The following is a 16684-nucleotide window of genomic DNA, read 5'->3' on the forward strand; positions in this document are numbered from 1 at the left end:
ACGCATCATGGCCGACCGCATCAAATCCCCGTTCGGGGCCTATACCGACGCTCGCGACGTGGTCGGCGGCCATGACCTGGCCGGCAAGGTCGCCATCGTCACCGGCGGGGCCACCGGCATCGGCGTCGAGACCGCTCGCGCCCTGGCCGAAACGGGGGCCGAGGTGGTGATCGCGGTGCGCAAGCCCGACCTGGCCGAGGCGGCAGTGGCGGACATCGCCAAGACCGCCAAGGGGAAGGTTTCCTGGTCGATGCTGGACCTTTCCAGCTTTCAGTCGATCCGCGCCTTCGCCGCGCGCTGGGGCGAGCGGCCGCTGAACCTGCTGATCAACAACGCCGGGGTCATGGCCTGCCCGCTCGCCTATACCGAAGACGGGCTGGAGATGCAGATCGGCACGAACCATTTCGGCCACTTCCTGCTGTCGGTGCTGCTGGCCCCGAACCTGACGGCGGGCGCCCGACGGTCCGGCAAGACCTCGCGCCTGGTGTCGCTGTCGTCGATCGGCCATCGCCGCGCGCCGATGAACTTCGACGACCCGCATTTCCGCTCGCACCCTTACGACAAGTGGGAAAGCTACGGCCAGGCCAAGACCGCCAACGCCCTGTTCGCCGTAGGCTTCGACAGGCGGTTCAGCGACCAGGGCGTGCGGGCCAATGCGGTGATGCCGGGCGGCATCTTCACGCCGCTGCAGCGCCACCTGCCGCTCGATGAGCAGAAGGCCCTGGGCTGGCTGGACGACGACGGCAAGCCGCGCGCCGGCTTCAAGACCCCGCAGCAGGGCGCCTCGACCAGCGTCTGGGCCGCCGTGGGCGATGAACTGGAAGGCGTCGGCGGGCTCTATCTGGAGGACCTGGCCCAGGCCGTCCCGTGGAGCAAGGAACACCCGTGGGCCGGGGTCATGCCCCACGCCTTGGATCCCGAGGCGGCCGAGCGGCTCTGGACGCTGTCGGTGGAGACCGCCGGCGCGGGGGGCTGACGCCGATTCATCCGCCTTGCCGGGCCCGCGCTGAAGGATCAGGGTCCCGTCCACCGTGTGATCGCCCGGGCCGGGGCCATCCTGGCCAGAACCGCATCGAGAGCAGAAGCATGAGCCTAGCTGGCAAGACCCTCTTCATCACCGGCGCCTCGCGCGGCATCGGCTTGGCCATCGCCCTGCGCGCCGCCCGCGACGGCGCCAACATCGTCGTCGCCGCCAAGACCGCCGAGGCCCATCCCAAGCTGCCGGGCACCATCTACACCGCCGCCGAGGCGATCGAGGCGGCCGGCGGCAAGGCCTTGCCGCTGGTGGTCGACGTGCGCGAGGAGGCCAGCGTCCAGGCCGCGGTCGACAAGGCGGTCGAGACGTTCGGCGGCATCGACATCTGCGTCAACAACGCCTCGGCGATCTCGCTGACCGGCACGCTGTCGACGGACATGAAGCGCTACGACCTGATGCACCAGATCAACGGACGCGGCACGTTCCTGACCTCGAAGATCTGCCTGCCGCACCTGAAGAAGGCGGCCAACCCGCACATCCTGGCGCTGTCGCCGCCGCTGGACATCAAGCCCCGCTGGTTCGCGCCGCACGTGGCCTATTCGATGGCCAAGTACAATATGAGCCTGTGCATGCTGGGCATGGCCGAGGAGTTCCGGTCCGACGGCGTGGCCTGCAACGCCCTGTGGCCGCGCACCGCCATCGCCACCGCCGCCATCCAGTTCGCCCTGACCGGCGAGGAGGGCCTCAAGCACTGCCGCACGGTCGAGATCATGGCCGACGCGGCCCACGCCATGTTCCTCAAGCCCTCGCGGGAATTCACCGGCCAGTTCGTGATCGACGACACGTTCCTCTACGCCGAGGGCGTGCGCGACTTCGACCAGTACCGCGTCGACCCGACCGCCACCCTGATGCCCGACTTCTTCGTGCCCGAGGACAGCGTCCCGCCGCCGGGCGTGGTGATCGGGTAGCGCCCTGCGTCCTTCGAGGCGCGCTCAGGAGCGCGCACCTCAGGATGAGGATTTCACAGCCAACCCTCGCTCCTCATCCTGAGGTGCGAGGCGCAGCCGAGCCTCGAAGGACGCACCGCGCTAAGGTTTCCGCCCCTTCCGCGCCGCCGCCACGGCGATCGAGCGGCGCGCCCAGTCCACCATCAGGTCGGGATCGTCCAGCGCCTCGGCGGGCGCCGTCCAGTAGGCCATCGGGCTCATGCCGAACGGCGCGAACTGGATGCTGCCGGCCGCTTCGAAATCGGGGCGCAGGGCCTCGTCGCCCTTCAGGTACAGGGTGTCGTCGTCCACCAGGGCGAAGAACAGGCCTTGGGCGTAGAGCCCGACTCCGCCGAACATCCGGCGCGAGGTCAGCGGCCCGACCGGGGCCAGCTGTTCGAGCACGAAATCCAGATAGTCCGAAGAGACCGCCATATGCCCGTCACCACCCAAGTCTCGGTTCGTCCCGCCGTCGCCGCCGACGGCGATTTGATCCTGCAGTTCATCCGCGACCTGGCCGCTTACGAGAAGCTGCTGGACGACGTGCGGGCGACGCGGGACGACATCACGGTGGCGCTGTTCGGCGATAATCCCAAGGCCTTCTGCGACATCGCCGAGATCGACGGCCGGCCGGTGGGGTTCGCCCTGTGGTTCTACAACTTCTCGACCTTCGTCGGCCGGCACGGGATCTATCTGGAGGACCTGTTCGTCCAGCCGCAGGCGCGCGGCTCGGGCGCGGGCAGGGCGCTGCTGGCCAACCTGGCCAAGCGCTGCGTCGACGAGAACCTGGGCCGGCTGGAATGGGCCGTGCTGGACTGGAACGCCCCGTCGATCGCCTTCTACGACAGCCTGGGCGCGGCGGCGATGGACGAGTGGATCGTGCGCCGGATGACCGGCGAGGCGTTGCGGAAGCTGGCGGGGGTGTAGCGCCGTGCGTCCTTCAAGGCTCGGCTACGCCTCGCACCTCAGGATGAGGAATTCAGAGCAGCAAAGCGCCTCATCCTGAGGCGCCCGCGCAGCGGGCCTCGAAGGACGCACGGCCCGCTATTCCAGTCGGTCAGCCTTCCGCAGTTCCGGGAACATCTTCGCCCAGGCCCCGGTCACCACCAGCGCCCCGACGCCGCCGAAGACGGCCGCGCCGACCGGGCCCAGGAACCGCGCCGCGACGCCGCTCTCGAACTCGCCCAGCTCGTTGGAGGCGCTGATGAACAGGCCCGAGACGGCGGCGACCCGGCCGCGCATCGGGTCTGGGGTGACCAGCTGCACCAGGGTCTGGCGGATATAGACCGAGACCATGTCGGCCCCGCCCAGCACCGCCAGGGCGGCCACCGACAGCCACATCCATTGCGACAGGCCGAACACCACCGTGGCCGCGCCGAACACCGCCACGGCGCCGAACATCAGCAGGCCTGCTCGGCGGCGGATCTGCTGGCTGGCCAGGACGACGGCCACCAGAGTCGCGCCCACGGCTGGGGCGGCGCGCAGGACGCCGAAGCCCTCCGCGCCGACATGCAGCACGTCGCGGGCGAACACCGGCAGCAGGGCCGTGGCCCCGCCCAGCAACACGGCGAACAGGTCCAGCGAGATCGAGCCGAAGACGATCTTGTTGCGCCAGGTATAGACCAGGCCCTCCTTGATCAGCGTCCAGCGCGAGCCGGGCTGCACCACCGGCTTGGTCGATTGGCGGATGCCCAGCAGGCACAGGCCGCCCAGCAGGAACAGGCCGGCCGAGGCCCCGAAGGCGACGGCCGGCGAGATCGCGCACAGCAGGCCGCCCAGGGCCGGGCCGATGATCGAGGCGCTCTGCCAGGACAGCGAGTTCCAGGCGATGGCGCGCGGCAGCAGCGGGCGCGCCACCAGCATCGGGCCCATGGCGCTGGAGGCCGGCGACAGGAAGGCGCGTCCGGCCCCGAACAGCACGGCGATGGCGAAGATCGGCCACAGGGCCGTATGTCCCGACCAGGCCAGCAGGCCCAGGCCGCCGGCGCACAGGATGTCGACGCCGATCGCGGCGGTCATGATCGCCTTGCGGTCATGCCGGTCGGCGGTCTCGCCCGCGGTCAGGGCCAGGAAGAACAGCGGGATAAACTGGGCCAGGCCGACCATGCCCAGCAGGAAGGCGCCCTGACCCTCGTCGTGGCCGGTCTCGCGGGCCAGGGTGTAGACCTGCCAGCCGATGGTCACCGCCTGGATCTGTACGGCCAGGGTGGCGACGAAGCGGGCGGTCCAGAAAAACAGGAAGTCGGTCTGCCGGAGCAGGGCGCGCATGGACGTGTCCCCCTCCTGCTTTGGCGCTTCGATCGCCGAAGGGACGGAGTCGGGGTCGGGGGGCAGGTCGGTCATCGGCGCGGAACATGTCCCCAGGCGCGCGTCGCCGCAATCGCGTTTGTTTGATGCGACCGTTGATTTCATTGACGCCATGCGCCCCAGGCCCTATTGCGCGCCCTCCATCGGAGGGAAGCGCCGCCATGCGACGCCTGCGACGAACCTGCGCCGCGCGGACCGGAGTCCGCGTCTGAACGCCCCGGAGGCGGCCGTCTCGGCCGCGTCACGAACCGGGGCTATGTCCCCTTTTCGTGTTCCGGATCGTTTAGCGCCCATGTCGTCTTCCGCTGTCGCCCCTTCGCCGCTGCCCCCTTCCATCCTGCTCGAGCGGCCCGAGCACGCCCGCGCCGTCGAGGTGCTGGTCGACCGCGCCTTCGGCCCCGGCCGCTTCGCCAAGTCGTCCGAGCGCCTGCGCGAGGGCAATCGCAAGCTGGACGACTGTTCGTTCGTGGCCCTAAGCAACGAATGGGGGCATGAAGGCCGGGTGATCGGCAGCGTCCGGCTGTGGCCGGTGAGGGTGGGCGACAAGGCCGTCGCCTTCCTGGGTCCGCTCGCCGTCGACGCCGACGAGCGCAAGCACGGCCTGGGCCAGGCCCTGGTCGAGGCCGCCTGCGCGGCGGCCGCCAAGGCCGGCTGGCGCGCGGTGCTGCTGGTCGGCGACGCCCCCTATTTCGGCCGTATCGGCTTTTCCGCCGAGCCCGCCGCCCGGGCGACCATGCCGGGTCCGGCCGACCAGCGCCGGGTGCTGGTCAAGGCCTTGGTCGAGGGCGGGGACGCCGGGTTGGTGGGGGCGATCCGGATCCGCTGAAGATTTGCCCCCGGTAAGGGTGATGACAACTGCTGGGGACAGGCGCATGCGCCTGTCTCCGACCGTGTCCCAGCCATCGCTTGAGCCGGCGGCCGGCTTGCCCTACCTGAAGCCCATGACCGCCGATCCCGCCCCTTCCGGCCTCGCAGGCGTCACCGCAGCAGCAAAGGTGGCGGGCGCCCGCGGCCTGCCGCCGGTCCACCTGTGGCATCCGGAGCATTGCGGCGAGATCGACATCCGCATCCGCAAGGACGGGGTCTGGTTCCATGAGGGCACGCCGATCGGCCGTGAGGCCCTGGTGCGGCTGTTCTCGACCGTGCTGCGGCTGGATCCGGACGGCTATCACCTGGTCACGCCCGTCGAGAAGCTGAAGATCCAGGTCGAGGACGCGCCGTTCGTCGCCACGCGCGTGGACCAGATGGGCGATATCCTGCGCTTCGAGACCAATGTCGGCGACGCGGTCGAGGCCGGGCCGGACAACGCCATCCGGGTCGAGACCGACCCGGCGACCGGCGAACCCCGGCCCTATCTTCACGTGCGGCGCGGGCTGGAGGCGCTGATCGCCCGGCCGGTGTTCTACGAGCTGGCCGAACTGGCCGCCGAGCGCGAGACGCCGGAGGGACCGCGCCTGGGCGTCACGTCGAACGGCGCCTGGTTCCCGATCGCCCCCGCCGGGGCGCACCGGCCGTGACCCTGAGCCGAGACGAGCGGCGGGCCTGGATCGCCAGCCGGCTGGATCCGATCAGCGCCTACGATCCCAGCCTGGACGCGGCGCGGTCGGACTTCGACCTCAATCCCGGCCTGAGGCCCGACAATCCCCACGCCCTGCGGCCGGCCGCCGTGCTGGTCGGCCTGGTCGAGCGCGAGGCGGGCATGACCGTCCTGCTGACCCGCCGGGCCGACACCCTGCGCAGCCACACCGGCCAGATCGCCTTTCCGGGCGGTCGCTGCGATCCCGGCGAGACGCCCTGGGAGACGGCCCTGCGGGAGGCGCAGGAAGAGGTCAATCTCGACCCGAAGTTCGTGACCCTGGCGGGCCTGCTGCACGGCTATCGCACCGTGACCGGCTTCCATGTCACGCCGGTGGTCGGCTTCATCGATCCGGCCGCCACCTTCGAGGCCAGTCCCGACGAGGTGGCCGACGTGTTCGAGACGCCGTTCGCCTTCCTGATGGATCCCGGCAACCATCAGCGCCAGCACCGCGACCTGCCGGACGGCGAGCGGCGGTTCTTCTACGCCATGCCGTGGAACGAGCGGTTCATCTGGGGCGCGACCGCCGGCATGCTGCGCGCGTTGTACGAGCGGCTGCACGGCGAGGACGTCGCGGCCTGACGCTGCGTCACCGGCGGTCCGGGCTTGCCGGTTCGAGATAATCGTTTGAAATGCCTGCCCCCGCGTGTGGGGCGTGTCGTGACTTGGGGGCGATGGGTGAACACCGAGACGATGGGCGCGGCGCCCTGGATGGCGCTGCCGGAGACCCAGGCCGTGATCGCCGCGCTCGAGGCGCGGGGCGGCCCCGGCTGCGCGCGGTTCGTGGGCGGCTGCGTTCGCAACACCCTGATGGGCAAGCCCATCGACGACATCGACATCGCCACCACCCTGACCCCGGACGCGGTGATCGAGGCGCTGGGCGCGGCGCGCCTGCGGTCCATCCCCACCGGCGTCGACCACGGCACGGTCACGGCCCTGTCGGGCGGCCACCCCTACGAGATCACCACCCTGCGCCGCGACGTCTCGACCGACGGCCGCCGGGCGGTGGTGGCGTTCACCCAGGACTGGGACGAGGACGCCCAGCGTCGCGACTTCCGCTTCAACGCGCTCTACGCCGACGTCCGCGGCCGGATCTACGATCCGACGGGCGAGGGAATGGGCGACGCGCGCGAGGGGCGGGCGGTGTTCGTCGGGGATGCGGAGACCCGGATCCGCGAGGATTACCTGCGCATCCTGCGGTTCTTCCGTTTCCACGCCTGGTACGGCCGGGGCGAGGCCGACCACGAGGCGCTGGCCGCCTGCCAGGCGCTGAAGGACGGGATCGAGGGCCTGCCCGCCGAGCGCATCCAGAAGGAACTGCTGAAGCTGCTGGCGGCCGACGATCCGCGTCCCGCCCTGCGGCTGATGGCGGCCACCGGGATCCTGTCCGCGATCTTGCCGGCCGTCGAATCCCTGGCCCGCCTCGAGGGGCTGATCACGATCGAGAGCGAGCAACTGTTCGAGAACGATCCCGAACTGCGCCTGGCCGCCCTGATCCCCGGGGATCCCGAGGTCGCCGAGCAGGCAGCCGACGATCTGCGCCTGTCCAACGCCCAGACGGAGCGGCTGGTCCAGGCGGTCGGCCAGTCGCCGCGCCTGGTCAGCTGGATGAGCCCGCGCGAAACCCGCCGGGTGGTCTATGCCCTGGGGCCGAAGGCGTTCAGCGACCGGGTCAAGCTGGCCTGGGCCGGTTCGGACCGATCGGCCGCCACCCCGCAGTGGCGCGGCCTTCTGGCCCTGGGCGAGAGCTGGACGCCGCCCGCCTTCCCGCTGACCGGCGACGAGGTCTTGAAGGCGGGCGTCCCCAAAGGCCCGATGGTCGGCCAGGTGATGCGCGAGGTCGAACTCTGGTGGATCGACCAGGACTTCATCGAGGACAGATTCTCGATCATCGAGCGGCTGAAGGCGGTGGTCCAGGGGATGGTGTTCTAGGCTTTGCGTCCTTCGAGGCTCCGCTTCGCTCCGCACCTCAGGATGAGGAATTCAGCAGGGAGCCCCTCATCCTGAGGCGCCCGCGAAGCGGGCCTCGAAGGACGCGAGGCGGTCGCCTATATCGTGACGGCGACGCCTTTGGAGACCCCGTCCATGAAGATCGGCCTGCTCGAGACCGGCGAACCGCCTGAAGCCCTGCAGCCGGCGTTCGGCCGCTACGCCGCGATGTTCCAGGACCTGCTGGGGCCGGGCCATGACTACGTCGTCTACGACGTCCAGGCCGGCGCGCTGCCCGCCGATCCGGCCGAGTGCGACGCCTATGTGGTCACCGGCTCGTCGGCCGGGGTCTATGACGACCTGCCGTGGATCGCGCCGTTGAAGGCGTTCCTCGTGGACGCCGCCCGCCAGCCGCTGGTCGGCGTCTGTTTCGGTCACCAGGTCATGGCCGAGGCGTTCGGCGGCAAGGTCGTCAAGTCCGACAAGGGCTGGGGCGTGGGCCTGCACCGCTACGACGTGGCCGAACCCCAGCCGTGGATGGATCTGGAACGGGACCTGGCGGGCGTGGCCGTTCCCGCCTCGCACCAGGACCAGGTGGTCGCCCTCCCGCCAACCGCGCGGGCCGTGGCCGGCAGCGCCTTCACGCCGGCCGGCATCCTGGTCTATGACGACCGGCCGGCCATCTCGATGCAGTTCCATCCCGAGTTCGACCCCGCCTATGCGCGGGCCCTGATCGAAGCCCGGCGCGGCAGCCGGTTCACCGACGCCCAGGCCGACGCCGCCATCGCCAGCCTGGACCAGGCCAATGACCGGGCGAGGGTGGGCGCCTGGATCGCGACCTTTCTCGACCAGCACGCCTGAAATCCGGCAACCTTCGCCGCGACCCGGCCGTTCCGCCTGAAATGCGGAGGCCTAACAAATGAGAGTCGTCACCGTCCTGCTGGCGGCCGGCTGCGTGGCGACGGTCGCCGGCCTGATGCCGTCCGTCTGGGCGGCCGCGCCGGCGCCCGCCGCCAGCGCGCCGGCCGAGACGCTCAAGAGCCCGGCCGACTTCGTCGCGATCAAGGACCCGGCCGCCCGCTCGGCCGCCCTGTTCACCGAGGCCGGCAAGGTGATCGAAAGCCCGCGCTGCATGAACTGCCACCCGGTCCAGCGCGCCCCCACCCAGGGCGACGACCGCCACCCGCACGATCCGCCGATGGTCGGCGGCCAGAGCGGTCACGGACCGGTCGGCCTGCCGTGCGCCGCCTGCCACGGCCCGGCCAACGTCCAGACCTGGGGCCAGGACATCAAGTCGATCCCCGGCGATCCCAAATGGGCCCTGGCGCCGGTGGAGATGGCCTGGCAGGGCAAGTCGCTTGGAGCGATCTGCGCCCAGATCAAGGATCCGGCCCGGAACGGTGGGCGTTCGCTGGCCGAGATCCATCACCACATGGCGGAGGATCACCTGGTCGGCTGGGCCTGGAGCCCGGGCGACGGCCGAGTTCCCGCACCGGGCACTCAGGCCCAGTTCGGCGAACTGGTGCAGGCGTGGATCGACACCGGCGCCAAGTGCCCGAAGGCGTAGTCACGGTCGGAGACAGGCGCATGCGCCTGTCTCCAATCCGACCTTACGGCCACTTCACCTCGGGCGGCATCGAGCTGAGGATCGACTCGACATTGCCGCCGGTCTTCAGGCCGAACATCGTGCCGCGGTCGTAGAGCAGGTTGAACTCCACGTAGCGGCCGCGCTGCACCAACTGCTGGTCGCGTTCCTCGGCCGTCCACGCCTCGCCCATCCGGCGGCGGACCAGGGTCGGGTAGATCTCCAGGAAGGCCTTGCCGACATCCTGGGTGAAGGCGAAGTCGCGCGCCCAGTCGCCGCTGTCGTGATGGTCGTAGAAGATGCCGCCGATACCGCGCGGTTCGTTGCGGTGTGGCAGGAAGAAGTACTCGTCGCACCAGGCCTTGTACTTGGCGTGCCAGGCCGGGTCGTGGGCGTCGCAGGCGCGCTGGTAGGCGGCATGGAAGTCGATGGCGTCGGGGAAGTCCTGTCGGCGCTGGTAGCCGAGCAGGGGAGTCAGGTCGCCGCCGCCGCCGAACCAGCTTTTCGTGGTGGCGATGAAGCGGGTGTTCATGTGCACGGCCGGCACGCGCGGGCTGCGCATGTGGGCGATCAGGCTGATCCCGGTGGCGAAGAACCTCGGGTCTTCGTCGGCGCCCGGCATGTTCTTGGCCATTTCGGGCGTGAAGGTTCCGAACACCGTCGAGACGTGGACGCCGACCTTCTCGAACAGTCGGCCGTGCATCATCGACATCACCCCGCCGCCGCCCGCCTCGCGGTCCCAGGGCTTGCGGACGAACCGGCCGGGCTCGCCGGCGTAGATCTCGGCGGGGGCCTCGTCCTCCAGGCGCTCGAACTCGGCGCAGATCTGATCGCGCAGGGTTTCGAACCAAGCGCGGGCGGCGCTTTTCTTCTGGCCGAGATCGGTTGGGGTGGGGGACAGTTCGCTCATGTCGACGGATTAGGCGGTTCGGCTTTCCCGTGCAAATCGGGGCCAGCCCATACGGGTTTACGCGTAGCCGAGTTCAACTCCAAGGAGGGCTGGACCGGAGCGACAACTTCTTGGTACGTCAGAGCCCTCAGTATTTCGGGGGTTTGTTATGGGGTTGATCTCAGGCACGACTGGCGACGACGTTCTGGTCGGCACGAGCGGCGGCGACACGCTGGACGGCGGCGCGGGCAACGACAGCCTGTCGGGCGGCGCGGGTCTTGACGTGCTCCGCGGCGGTACAGGCGACGACGTGCTCGACGGCGGCACGGGAGACGAGCGACTTCCCCAGCTGATCGTCAATCAGGCCAAGCTCACTGCGGAACTCACCGTCAATGGCGGGGATATCGCCGACTACAGGGACGCTACAGGCGGGGTAAGCGTCGACCTCACCCTAGGGGGTCCGCAGAACACTGGCTGAGGCGTGGACACCCTCACGGGCATCGAGGACATCTACGGCGGAAGCGGCGCCGACACCCTGATCGGCGACGGCGGGGCCAATATGCTGGTTGGCGGCGACGGCGACGACCAACTCCAAGGCGGGGGCGGCGACGACGTTCTGGTGGGCTGGCTCGGCAACGACCTCGTTCACGGCGGCGACGGAAACGATGTGCTGCGGGGCGGTTCGCTCTCGCTGGGATACGACGCGGACGGCGGCGTGGACCATCTCTACGGCGACGGCGGCGACGACACTATCCGCGGCTCGGCCGGCCTCGACTGGCTCTATGGCGGCGACGGAAACGACTCCCTTTGGGGCGCGCACGGCGCCGACTACTATTCCGGTGGGGCCGGAGACGACCTCATCAACGCTGATCTGGGCGACCTGGAAGTCGACGCCGGCGAGGGGAGCGACTGGATCTACCTGGACGTCGCTCCGGACGGCGAGACGCAGCGGCTGGTGCTGGTCACGGGCGGCGCGGGCGACGACGTTTTCAAGGTGGGCGACATCGGAACCCTGGCCAAAGGGCTGACGTTCGATGGCGGCGCGGGACTGGACACCCTAGCGATCGAATTGCCGCTCTATGTCAACGGTCCGACCGTTCTGAACCTGACCACCGACGCCAGCGCCCCCGGACTGCACCTGACGGACGTCGAGTGGATCACGGCCTACACCCTCGACCTCAACTTCACGGGCGGCGCCGGCAACGAGACGGTTCTCACCGGCGACCGGAACGACCAGTTGAGTGGCGGAGGCGGCGATGACCACCTGGACAGCGCAGGCGGCGACGACCAGCTGTTCGGCGGCGCCGGCAACGACCAGCTGTTCGCCGGGGCGGGCAACGACCACCTGAACGGCGGCGCCGGCGCAAACTACATGGACGGCGGGGCGGGGGCGGACCTGGTCCGCTACGACGACGCCGTGTCGGGCGTAACCGTCGATCTGGGGGCCGGCGCCGGCGCCGGCGGTGCGTCCGGCGACCTCTACATCTCGATCGAAAGCGCGGTCGGCTCAAACTTCTCCGATGTCCTGCTTGGAGACGCCGGCGACAACGCCCTGTACGGCCTCACCGGCGACGACCTCATCAGCGGCGGCGCCGGGAACGACCAACTGGCGGGCGGCGAAGGCAATGATCACCTTTACGGCGGCGTGGGCGCCGATTGGATCGACGGCGGTGCGGGCTTCGATCTGGCGCGTTTCGACGGTGAGGCCGCCGGCGTCGTCATCGATCTCCAGAACGGCGTGACGGGAACCGGCGACCATCTGGTCGCCATCGAAGGCCTGGTCACGACGAATCAAGCCGACAGCCTGTGGGGTGATGGGGGCGCCAACGTGATCTACGCCATGGGCGGCGACGACCGCATCGTCGGCGGCGCGGGCGACGACCGACTGTACGGCGGGGCCGGTGCGGACGTCTTCGCGTTCGATGCGAGTTCGGGCGTGGATTGGATCGGAGACTTCAATACCGGCGCCGGCCACGACGTCATCGCGATCCAGAAGAACGTCAACGGTTCCGGGATCGTCGATTTCGCGACCCTGGCGACCCGCGCCCATGACAGCCAGTCCGGCTTGGTGGTCGACCTGGGCGGCGCCAACGAGCTTCACCTGACCGGCGTCACCCTGGCCGATCTCAACGCGGGGCTCTTCCTCTTCTACTGAGCCTGCCAGCGGACGGACGGGTTCAGCTTGGAAACCCGTCCGTCTGCCGCAGCGCTTCGCCCAGGGCCATGGCCGCCGTCGTGGCCAGGTTCATCGAGCGGGCCTCGGGCCGAAGGGGGATCGTCAGGCGCGCAAAGGCCGTCTCGTGAACCTCCGGTGGCGCGCCGCGGCTCTCATTGCCGAACAACAGGGTGTCGCCTGCCTGAAACTCGAACTTGTGGAACGGGGCGGTCGCCTTGGTGGTGAACAGCAGCAGGCGGCCCTCCCGGCGCTCCGGCGCGGCGAGGAACGCTTCCCACGAGGCGTGGCGGGTCATGTGCGTCAACGGGCCGTAGTCGAGGGCCGCGCGCTTCAAGCTCTTGTCGTCCAAGGGGAAACTGCAGGGCTCGATGACGTCCAGTCCGACCCCCAGGCAGGCGCCGAGGCGGATCGCCGCGCCCACGTTCTGAGGAATGCCGGGTTGAAAAAGCGCGAGCCGCATTCTAAGCGAACCAACCATAAAGCCAGCAGGGGCATTTGCTGCGAATCGAAAGGGCTTGCGGACTTCGTCCGCGCGTCCGATAGGACGATCCGCTTTTGCCTGTTGTGGCGAAGACCCGTTCGCGGGTCCAGACAGTATGCGCCGACAGGCGTTTCTCCAGGCCGGGCCGTCTTTGGCGGCGCGGCGGCATCGAAGGGTGACTTGGGTGGCCGACACCGCCGTGGGCGCAAAAACTGATCCGGCGCATGGGGAAGACCCCAGCCGCCGGGATTTCATCTACATCGCAACGATGGCGGTCGCCGCCGGCGGCGCGGCCGCGATCGCGTGGCCGTTCATCGACCAGATGAACCCCTCCGCCGACACGCGGGCCCTGGCGTCGATCGAATTCGACGTCACCAAGGTCCCCGAAGGCCAGCAGGTCGTCGTCAAGTGGCGCGGCAAGCCGTTGTTCGTGCGCAACCGCACCAAGGCCGAGATCGCCAAGGCGGTGGCCGACGACAGCGCGTCGATGAAGGATCCGGAAAAGGATTCGGCCCGGGTGAAGCCGGGCAAGTCCCAGTGGCTGATCGTCGGCGGCAACTGCACCCACCTCGGCTGCGTCCCCACCTTCGGCGGCGGCGAGTACGGCGGCTGGTTCTGCCCCTGCCATGGCTCGGTCTATGACACCTCGGGCCGTATCCGTAAGGGCCCCGCGCCCAAGAACCTGGTGGTTCCGGAATACGCCTTCCTGTCCGACACCAAGGTCAAGATCGGTTAAGCGAGATGAGCGGACATTCGACCTACGAACCCAAGACCGGTATCGAGCGTTGGCTTGACGCCCGTCTGCCGATCGTGCGCCTGGGCTACGACAGCTTCGTCGACTACCCCACGCCGCGTAACCTGAACTACTGGTGGACCTTCGGGGCCATCCTGTCGCTGTGCCTGGCCTCGCAGCTGATCACCGGCATCATCCTGGTGATGCACTACACGCCCAGCGCCGACCACGCCTTCGCCAGCGTCGAGCACATCATGCGCGACGTGAACTATGGCTGGCTGATCCGCTACATGCACGCCAACGGCGCGTCGATGTTCTTCATCGCCGTCTACATCCACATGCTCCGCGGCCTGTACTACGGCTCCTACAAGGCGCCGCGCGAAGTGCTGTGGCTGCTGGGTTGCGTGATCTACCTGCTGATGATGGCCACCGCGTTCATGGGCTACGTCCTGCCCTGGGGCCAGATGTCGTTCCACGGCGCCGTCGTGATCACCAACCTGTTCGGCGCCCTGCCGCTGGTCGGCGAGAGCATCACCACCTGGCTGTGGGGCGGCTTCGCGGTCGACAACCCCACCCTGAACCGCTTCTTCTCGCTGCACTACCTGCTGCCCTTCATGATCGCCGGCGTGGTGATCCTGCACATCTGGGCGCTGCACGTGGTGGGCCAGAACAACCCGACCGGCGTCGAGCCCAAGTCGAAGGCCGACACCGTGCCCTTCACCCCGTACGCGACGGTGAAGGACGCGTTCGCGCTGAGCGTCTTCCTGATCCTGTTCGCCTTCTTCGTGTTCTTCATGCCCAACGCCCTGGGCCACGCCGACAACTACATCCCGGCCAACCCGCTGGTGACGCCGTCGCACATCGTTCCGGAATGGTACTTCCTGCCGTTCTACGCGATCCTGCGCGCCGTGCCGGACAAGCTGATGGGCGTGCTGGCCATGTTCGGCGCCATCGCCTGCCTGTTCGCCCTGCCGTGGCTCGACACCTCGAAGGTGCGCTCGATGCGCTACCGCCCGACCGCGAAGATCCACTTCTTCATCTTCGTGGTGGCCTGCTGCATCCTGGGCGTCTGCGGCGCCAAGCTGCCTGACGACCAGGTCATCCCGCACCTGACCACCTTCCAGCTGATGGCGTCCGACCTGAACAGCTTCGTGTGGCTCAGCCGCGTGGCCGCGCTGTACTATTTCGCTTTCTTCCTGGTGATCCTGCCGGTGCTGGGCCTGACCGAAAAGACCCTGCCGGTGCCGGACTCCATCGCCTCTCCCGCCCTGTCGCACCCGGCCGCCGCGCCGGCCGAAGCGACCGCCGCGCCTGAAATGAAGGGCTGATCCCGATGCTGCGCAAACTCTCCGTCATCGCAGCGGTCGCGGGTCTCCTGACGGCCGTCGCCGGCCCGGCCCTGGCCCAGCACGGCGCCCTGCCGGCCAAGGACGTCCACTGGTCGTTCGAAGGCCCGCTCGGCAAGTTCGACCAGCGCCAGCTGCAGCGCGGCTACAAGGTCTATCGCGAGGTCTGCTCGGCCTGCCACTCGATGAACCTGGTCAGCTTCCGCAACCTCGGCGACAAGGGCGGTCCGTTCTACGACAAGAAGTATCCGAACTCGAACGACAACCCGTACGTCAAGGCGATCGCCAAGGACTACGAGGTCGCCGACATCGACAACGAGACCGGCGACGCGATCAAGCGTCCGGCCACTCCGGCCGACCGCTTCCCCGCGCCGTTCCCGAACGAGGCCGCGGCCCGCGCCAGCAACGGCGGCGCCCTGCCGCCCGACATGTCGCTGCTGGCCAAGGCCCGCGAAGAGGGCCCGGCCCACATCTATTCCATCATCACCGGCTACGCGGCCCCGCCGCCCGGCCTGAAGATGGACCCGACCCAGCACTACAACCAGTACATGACGGGCGACCTGTCCTCGTACTGGTCGGGTCCCAAGGAGCATGTCCCGCCGGGCGGCTTCATCGCCATGGCCCCGCCGATCAAGGCCAACCAGGTGACCTTCGACGACGGCACGCCGGCGACGCTGGACCAGGAAGCCAAGGACGTCTCGGCCTTCCTGATGTGGGCCGCCGAGCCCAAGCTGGAAGAGCGCAAGCAGACCGGCTTCGCCGTCCTGGCCTATCTGGTGCTGTTCTCGATCCTGCTCTACGTCAGCTACCGCAAGGTCTGGAAGAACGAGTCGCACTGACCCGTCTTACGGCTTGAAGATCGAGGGCCCGGCGGCGACGCCGGGCCCTTTTCTTTTGTCCCGTCAGCGAGCGGCCTGGATTGGCGTCAGCCACAGGCGCAGGGCCTTGGGGTCCAGCCGCAGGCGGTAGGCCGCCAGGACCTGGACGCCGATCGCCCCGACCACGCCGTCGGGCAGGTCGCCGGCCACCACGGCCGGCAGGTCCTGGCGCAGGGTCCCGGCCAGCGACAGGCCGCTCAGGGTTCCGGCCGGCTTCTGGCGCGGTCCGTCGGCGGCCCCGCGGGCCCGGACCCCGCCGGCCGAGGCGGTGTCCAGGGCGAACGGCCCCGAGACGCCCGTGAGCCCGTCGGAGGCCGCCGCGAGGATCGTGGGCGTCCCGCCGACCATCGTCACGGGCAGGCCGCCTTTCCGACCGTCCAGGGACGCTCCTCCGGGCCGGTCGAGCCGCAGGCGACAGGGCGAGAAGTCCAGGGTCAGGGTGTAGCGGTCCAGGATGTCGGCCCCGATCACCCCGACGATCGGCGTCGAGAAGCCGACGGCGCGATAGTCCAGGCTTTGGACGGCGATCGGCGCGGCCTCGACGGCTTGACCCGCCAGGCGCACGGGCAGCGAGAGGGCCGTGTCGGTGAAGCCGGAGGCCTGGGCGACGTCGCGGTGCAGCAGGGTGTGCGGGGCCGACAGGTCGATCACATAGTCGCCGGCGACGCCGCCGACCGCGGCCGGGGCGACGATCGCGCCGTTCTCGAACCAGCAGGCGGTCTCGCCGGCCGCGGCGGGCCCGCCATGCGCCGCCAGCAGGGTCAGGAACAGCAGGGGGGCGGCGCAACGCATGCGGCGATCCTAGCCAAGGTTTCGCCGCGC

The 16684-nt window shown here is 69.4% G+C and carries 19 protein-coding genes and 2 pseudogenes; 16 read left to right on the forward strand and 5 right to left on the reverse strand.

The genetic code is table 11. The features are described 5' to 3' along the window. The first annotated feature begins 7 nt into the window (after positions 1-7). Complete coding sequence (locus ASD47_RS15845; protein WP_056758566.1) at positions 8-976, forward strand: SDR family NAD(P)-dependent oxidoreductase; 969 nt, start codon at positions 8-10, stop codon at positions 974-976. 110 nt (positions 977-1086) lie between these two features. After that, positions 1087-1944: an NAD(P)-dependent oxidoreductase gene (locus tag ASD47_RS15850; protein ID WP_056758569.1), complete on the forward strand. Its 858-nt coding sequence runs from the start codon at positions 1087-1089 to the stop codon at positions 1942-1944. A gap of 120 nt (positions 1945-2064) precedes the next feature. Here the strand turns inward: ASD47_RS15850 and ASD47_RS15855 are convergent, their stop codons facing one another. Beyond that, positions 2065-2397, reverse strand: coding sequence for a TfoX/Sxy family protein (locus ASD47_RS15855; protein ID WP_056758572.1), 333 nt, complete (start codon positions 2395-2397; stop codon positions 2065-2067). On the opposite strand from ASD47_RS15855, the gene ASD47_RS15860 reads away from it, so the two are divergent. Next, complete coding sequence (locus tag ASD47_RS15860) at positions 2398-2889, forward strand: GNAT family N-acetyltransferase (protein WP_056758575.1); 492 nt, start codon at positions 2398-2400, stop codon at positions 2887-2889. Then, a pseudogene (locus ASD47_RS28255) lies at positions 2890-2999 on the forward strand (hypothetical protein); the annotation flags it as partial. A 7-nt stretch (positions 3000-3006) separates the two neighbouring features. Here ASD47_RS28255 and ASD47_RS15865 read toward each other — a convergent pair. After that, the gene (locus ASD47_RS15865) at positions 3007-4305 is read right to left on the reverse strand and encodes an MFS transporter (protein WP_056758579.1); all 1299 of its coding nucleotides are present in this window, start codon (positions 4303-4305) and stop codon (positions 3007-3009) included. 256 nt (positions 4306-4561) lie between these two features. Between ASD47_RS15865 and ASD47_RS15870 the strand changes: the two genes are divergently transcribed. From ASD47_RS15870 to ASD47_RS15895, 7 genes and pseudogenes are all read left to right on the forward strand, one after another. Further along, positions 4562-5095, forward strand: coding sequence for a GNAT family N-acetyltransferase (locus ASD47_RS15870; RefSeq protein ID WP_056758582.1), 534 nt, complete (start codon positions 4562-4564; stop codon positions 5093-5095). A gap of 115 nt (positions 5096-5210) precedes the next feature. After that, positions 5211-5786, forward strand: a complete 576-nt coding sequence (locus ASD47_RS15875; protein WP_056759057.1) for a DUF1285 domain-containing protein — start codon at positions 5211-5213, stop codon at positions 5784-5786. Positions 5787-5788: 2 nt separating this feature from the next. Further along, complete coding sequence (locus ASD47_RS15880; protein ID WP_056759059.1) at positions 5789-6427, forward strand: CoA pyrophosphatase; 639 nt, start codon at positions 5789-5791, stop codon at positions 6425-6427. A 111-nt stretch (positions 6428-6538) separates the two neighbouring features. Beyond that, a complete protein-coding gene (locus ASD47_RS15885; protein WP_056758584.1) occupies positions 6539-7777 on the forward strand; it encodes a CCA tRNA nucleotidyltransferase in 1239 nt (412 codons plus the stop codon). A 5-nt stretch (positions 7778-7782) separates the two neighbouring features. After that, positions 7783-7904 (forward strand): annotated as a pseudogene (locus ASD47_RS28260) (hypothetical protein); the annotation flags it as partial. A 26-nt stretch (positions 7905-7930) separates the two neighbouring features. Further along, a complete protein-coding gene (locus ASD47_RS15890; protein ID WP_056758587.1) occupies positions 7931-8635 on the forward strand; it encodes a glutamine amidotransferase in 705 nt (234 codons plus the stop codon). Positions 8636-8693: 58 nt separating this feature from the next. After that, a complete protein-coding gene (locus tag ASD47_RS15895; protein ID WP_056758590.1) occupies positions 8694-9341 on the forward strand; it encodes a hypothetical protein in 648 nt (215 codons plus the stop codon). A 43-nt stretch (positions 9342-9384) separates the two neighbouring features. On the opposite strand, the gene hemF is transcribed toward ASD47_RS15895, so the two are convergent. Continuing rightward, entirely contained in the window at positions 9385-10269 is an 885-nt protein-coding gene (hemF, locus tag ASD47_RS15900; protein WP_056758593.1) for an oxygen-dependent coproporphyrinogen oxidase, read from the reverse strand. A 148-nt stretch (positions 10270-10417) separates the two neighbouring features. On the opposite strand from hemF, the gene ASD47_RS15905 reads away from it, so the two are divergent. Together ASD47_RS15905 and ASD47_RS15910 are read left to right on the forward strand one after the other, a co-directional pair. Continuing rightward, positions 10418-10726 carry a hypothetical protein gene (locus tag ASD47_RS15905; RefSeq protein WP_056758596.1) on the forward strand — a complete coding sequence of 103 codons (309 nt, stop codon included), beginning with the start codon at positions 10418-10420 and terminating at the stop codon, positions 10724-10726. A gap of 3 nt (positions 10727-10729) precedes the next feature. Continuing rightward, a complete protein-coding gene (locus ASD47_RS15910; protein ID WP_056758599.1) occupies positions 10730-12403 on the forward strand; it encodes a calcium-binding protein in 1674 nt (557 codons plus the stop codon). A 22-nt stretch (positions 12404-12425) separates the two neighbouring features. Here ASD47_RS15910 and ASD47_RS15915 read toward each other — a convergent pair whose 3' ends face one another. After that, positions 12426-12884 (reverse strand): tRNA (cytidine(34)-2'-O)-methyltransferase, encoded by a 459-nt coding sequence (locus tag ASD47_RS15915; protein ID WP_056758602.1) that lies wholly within the window; start codon positions 12882-12884, stop codon positions 12426-12428. Positions 12885-13089: 205 nt separating this feature from the next. Here ASD47_RS15915 and petA point away from each other — a divergent pair, with 205 nt between their 5' ends. From petA to ASD47_RS15930, 3 genes are read left to right on the forward strand one after another with little or no spacing between them, the layout of a single operon-like run. Then, a complete protein-coding gene (gene petA, locus ASD47_RS15920) occupies positions 13090-13641 on the forward strand; it encodes a ubiquinol-cytochrome c reductase iron-sulfur subunit (protein ID WP_056758605.1) in 552 nt (183 codons plus the stop codon). 5 nt (positions 13642-13646) lie between these two features. After that, positions 13647-14966, forward strand: coding sequence for a cytochrome b N-terminal domain-containing protein (locus tag ASD47_RS15925; RefSeq protein WP_056758608.1), 1320 nt, complete (start codon positions 13647-13649; stop codon positions 14964-14966). A 5-nt stretch (positions 14967-14971) separates the two neighbouring features. Continuing rightward, entirely contained in the window at positions 14972-15823 is an 852-nt protein-coding gene (locus tag ASD47_RS15930; protein WP_056758611.1) for a cytochrome c1, read from the forward strand. A gap of 63 nt (positions 15824-15886) precedes the next feature. Here ASD47_RS15930 and ASD47_RS15935 read toward each other — a convergent pair whose 3' ends face one another. After that, complete coding sequence (locus ASD47_RS15935; protein ID WP_056758614.1) at positions 15887-16654, reverse strand: hypothetical protein; 768 nt, start codon at positions 16652-16654, stop codon at positions 15887-15889. Positions 16655-16684 lie beyond the last annotated feature (30 nt).

Origin of the sequence: Caulobacter sp. Root1472, from assembly GCF_001426985.1 — a bacterium.
Classification (GTDB): Bacteria; Pseudomonadota; Alphaproteobacteria; order Caulobacterales; family Caulobacteraceae; genus Caulobacter; species Caulobacter rhizosphaerae.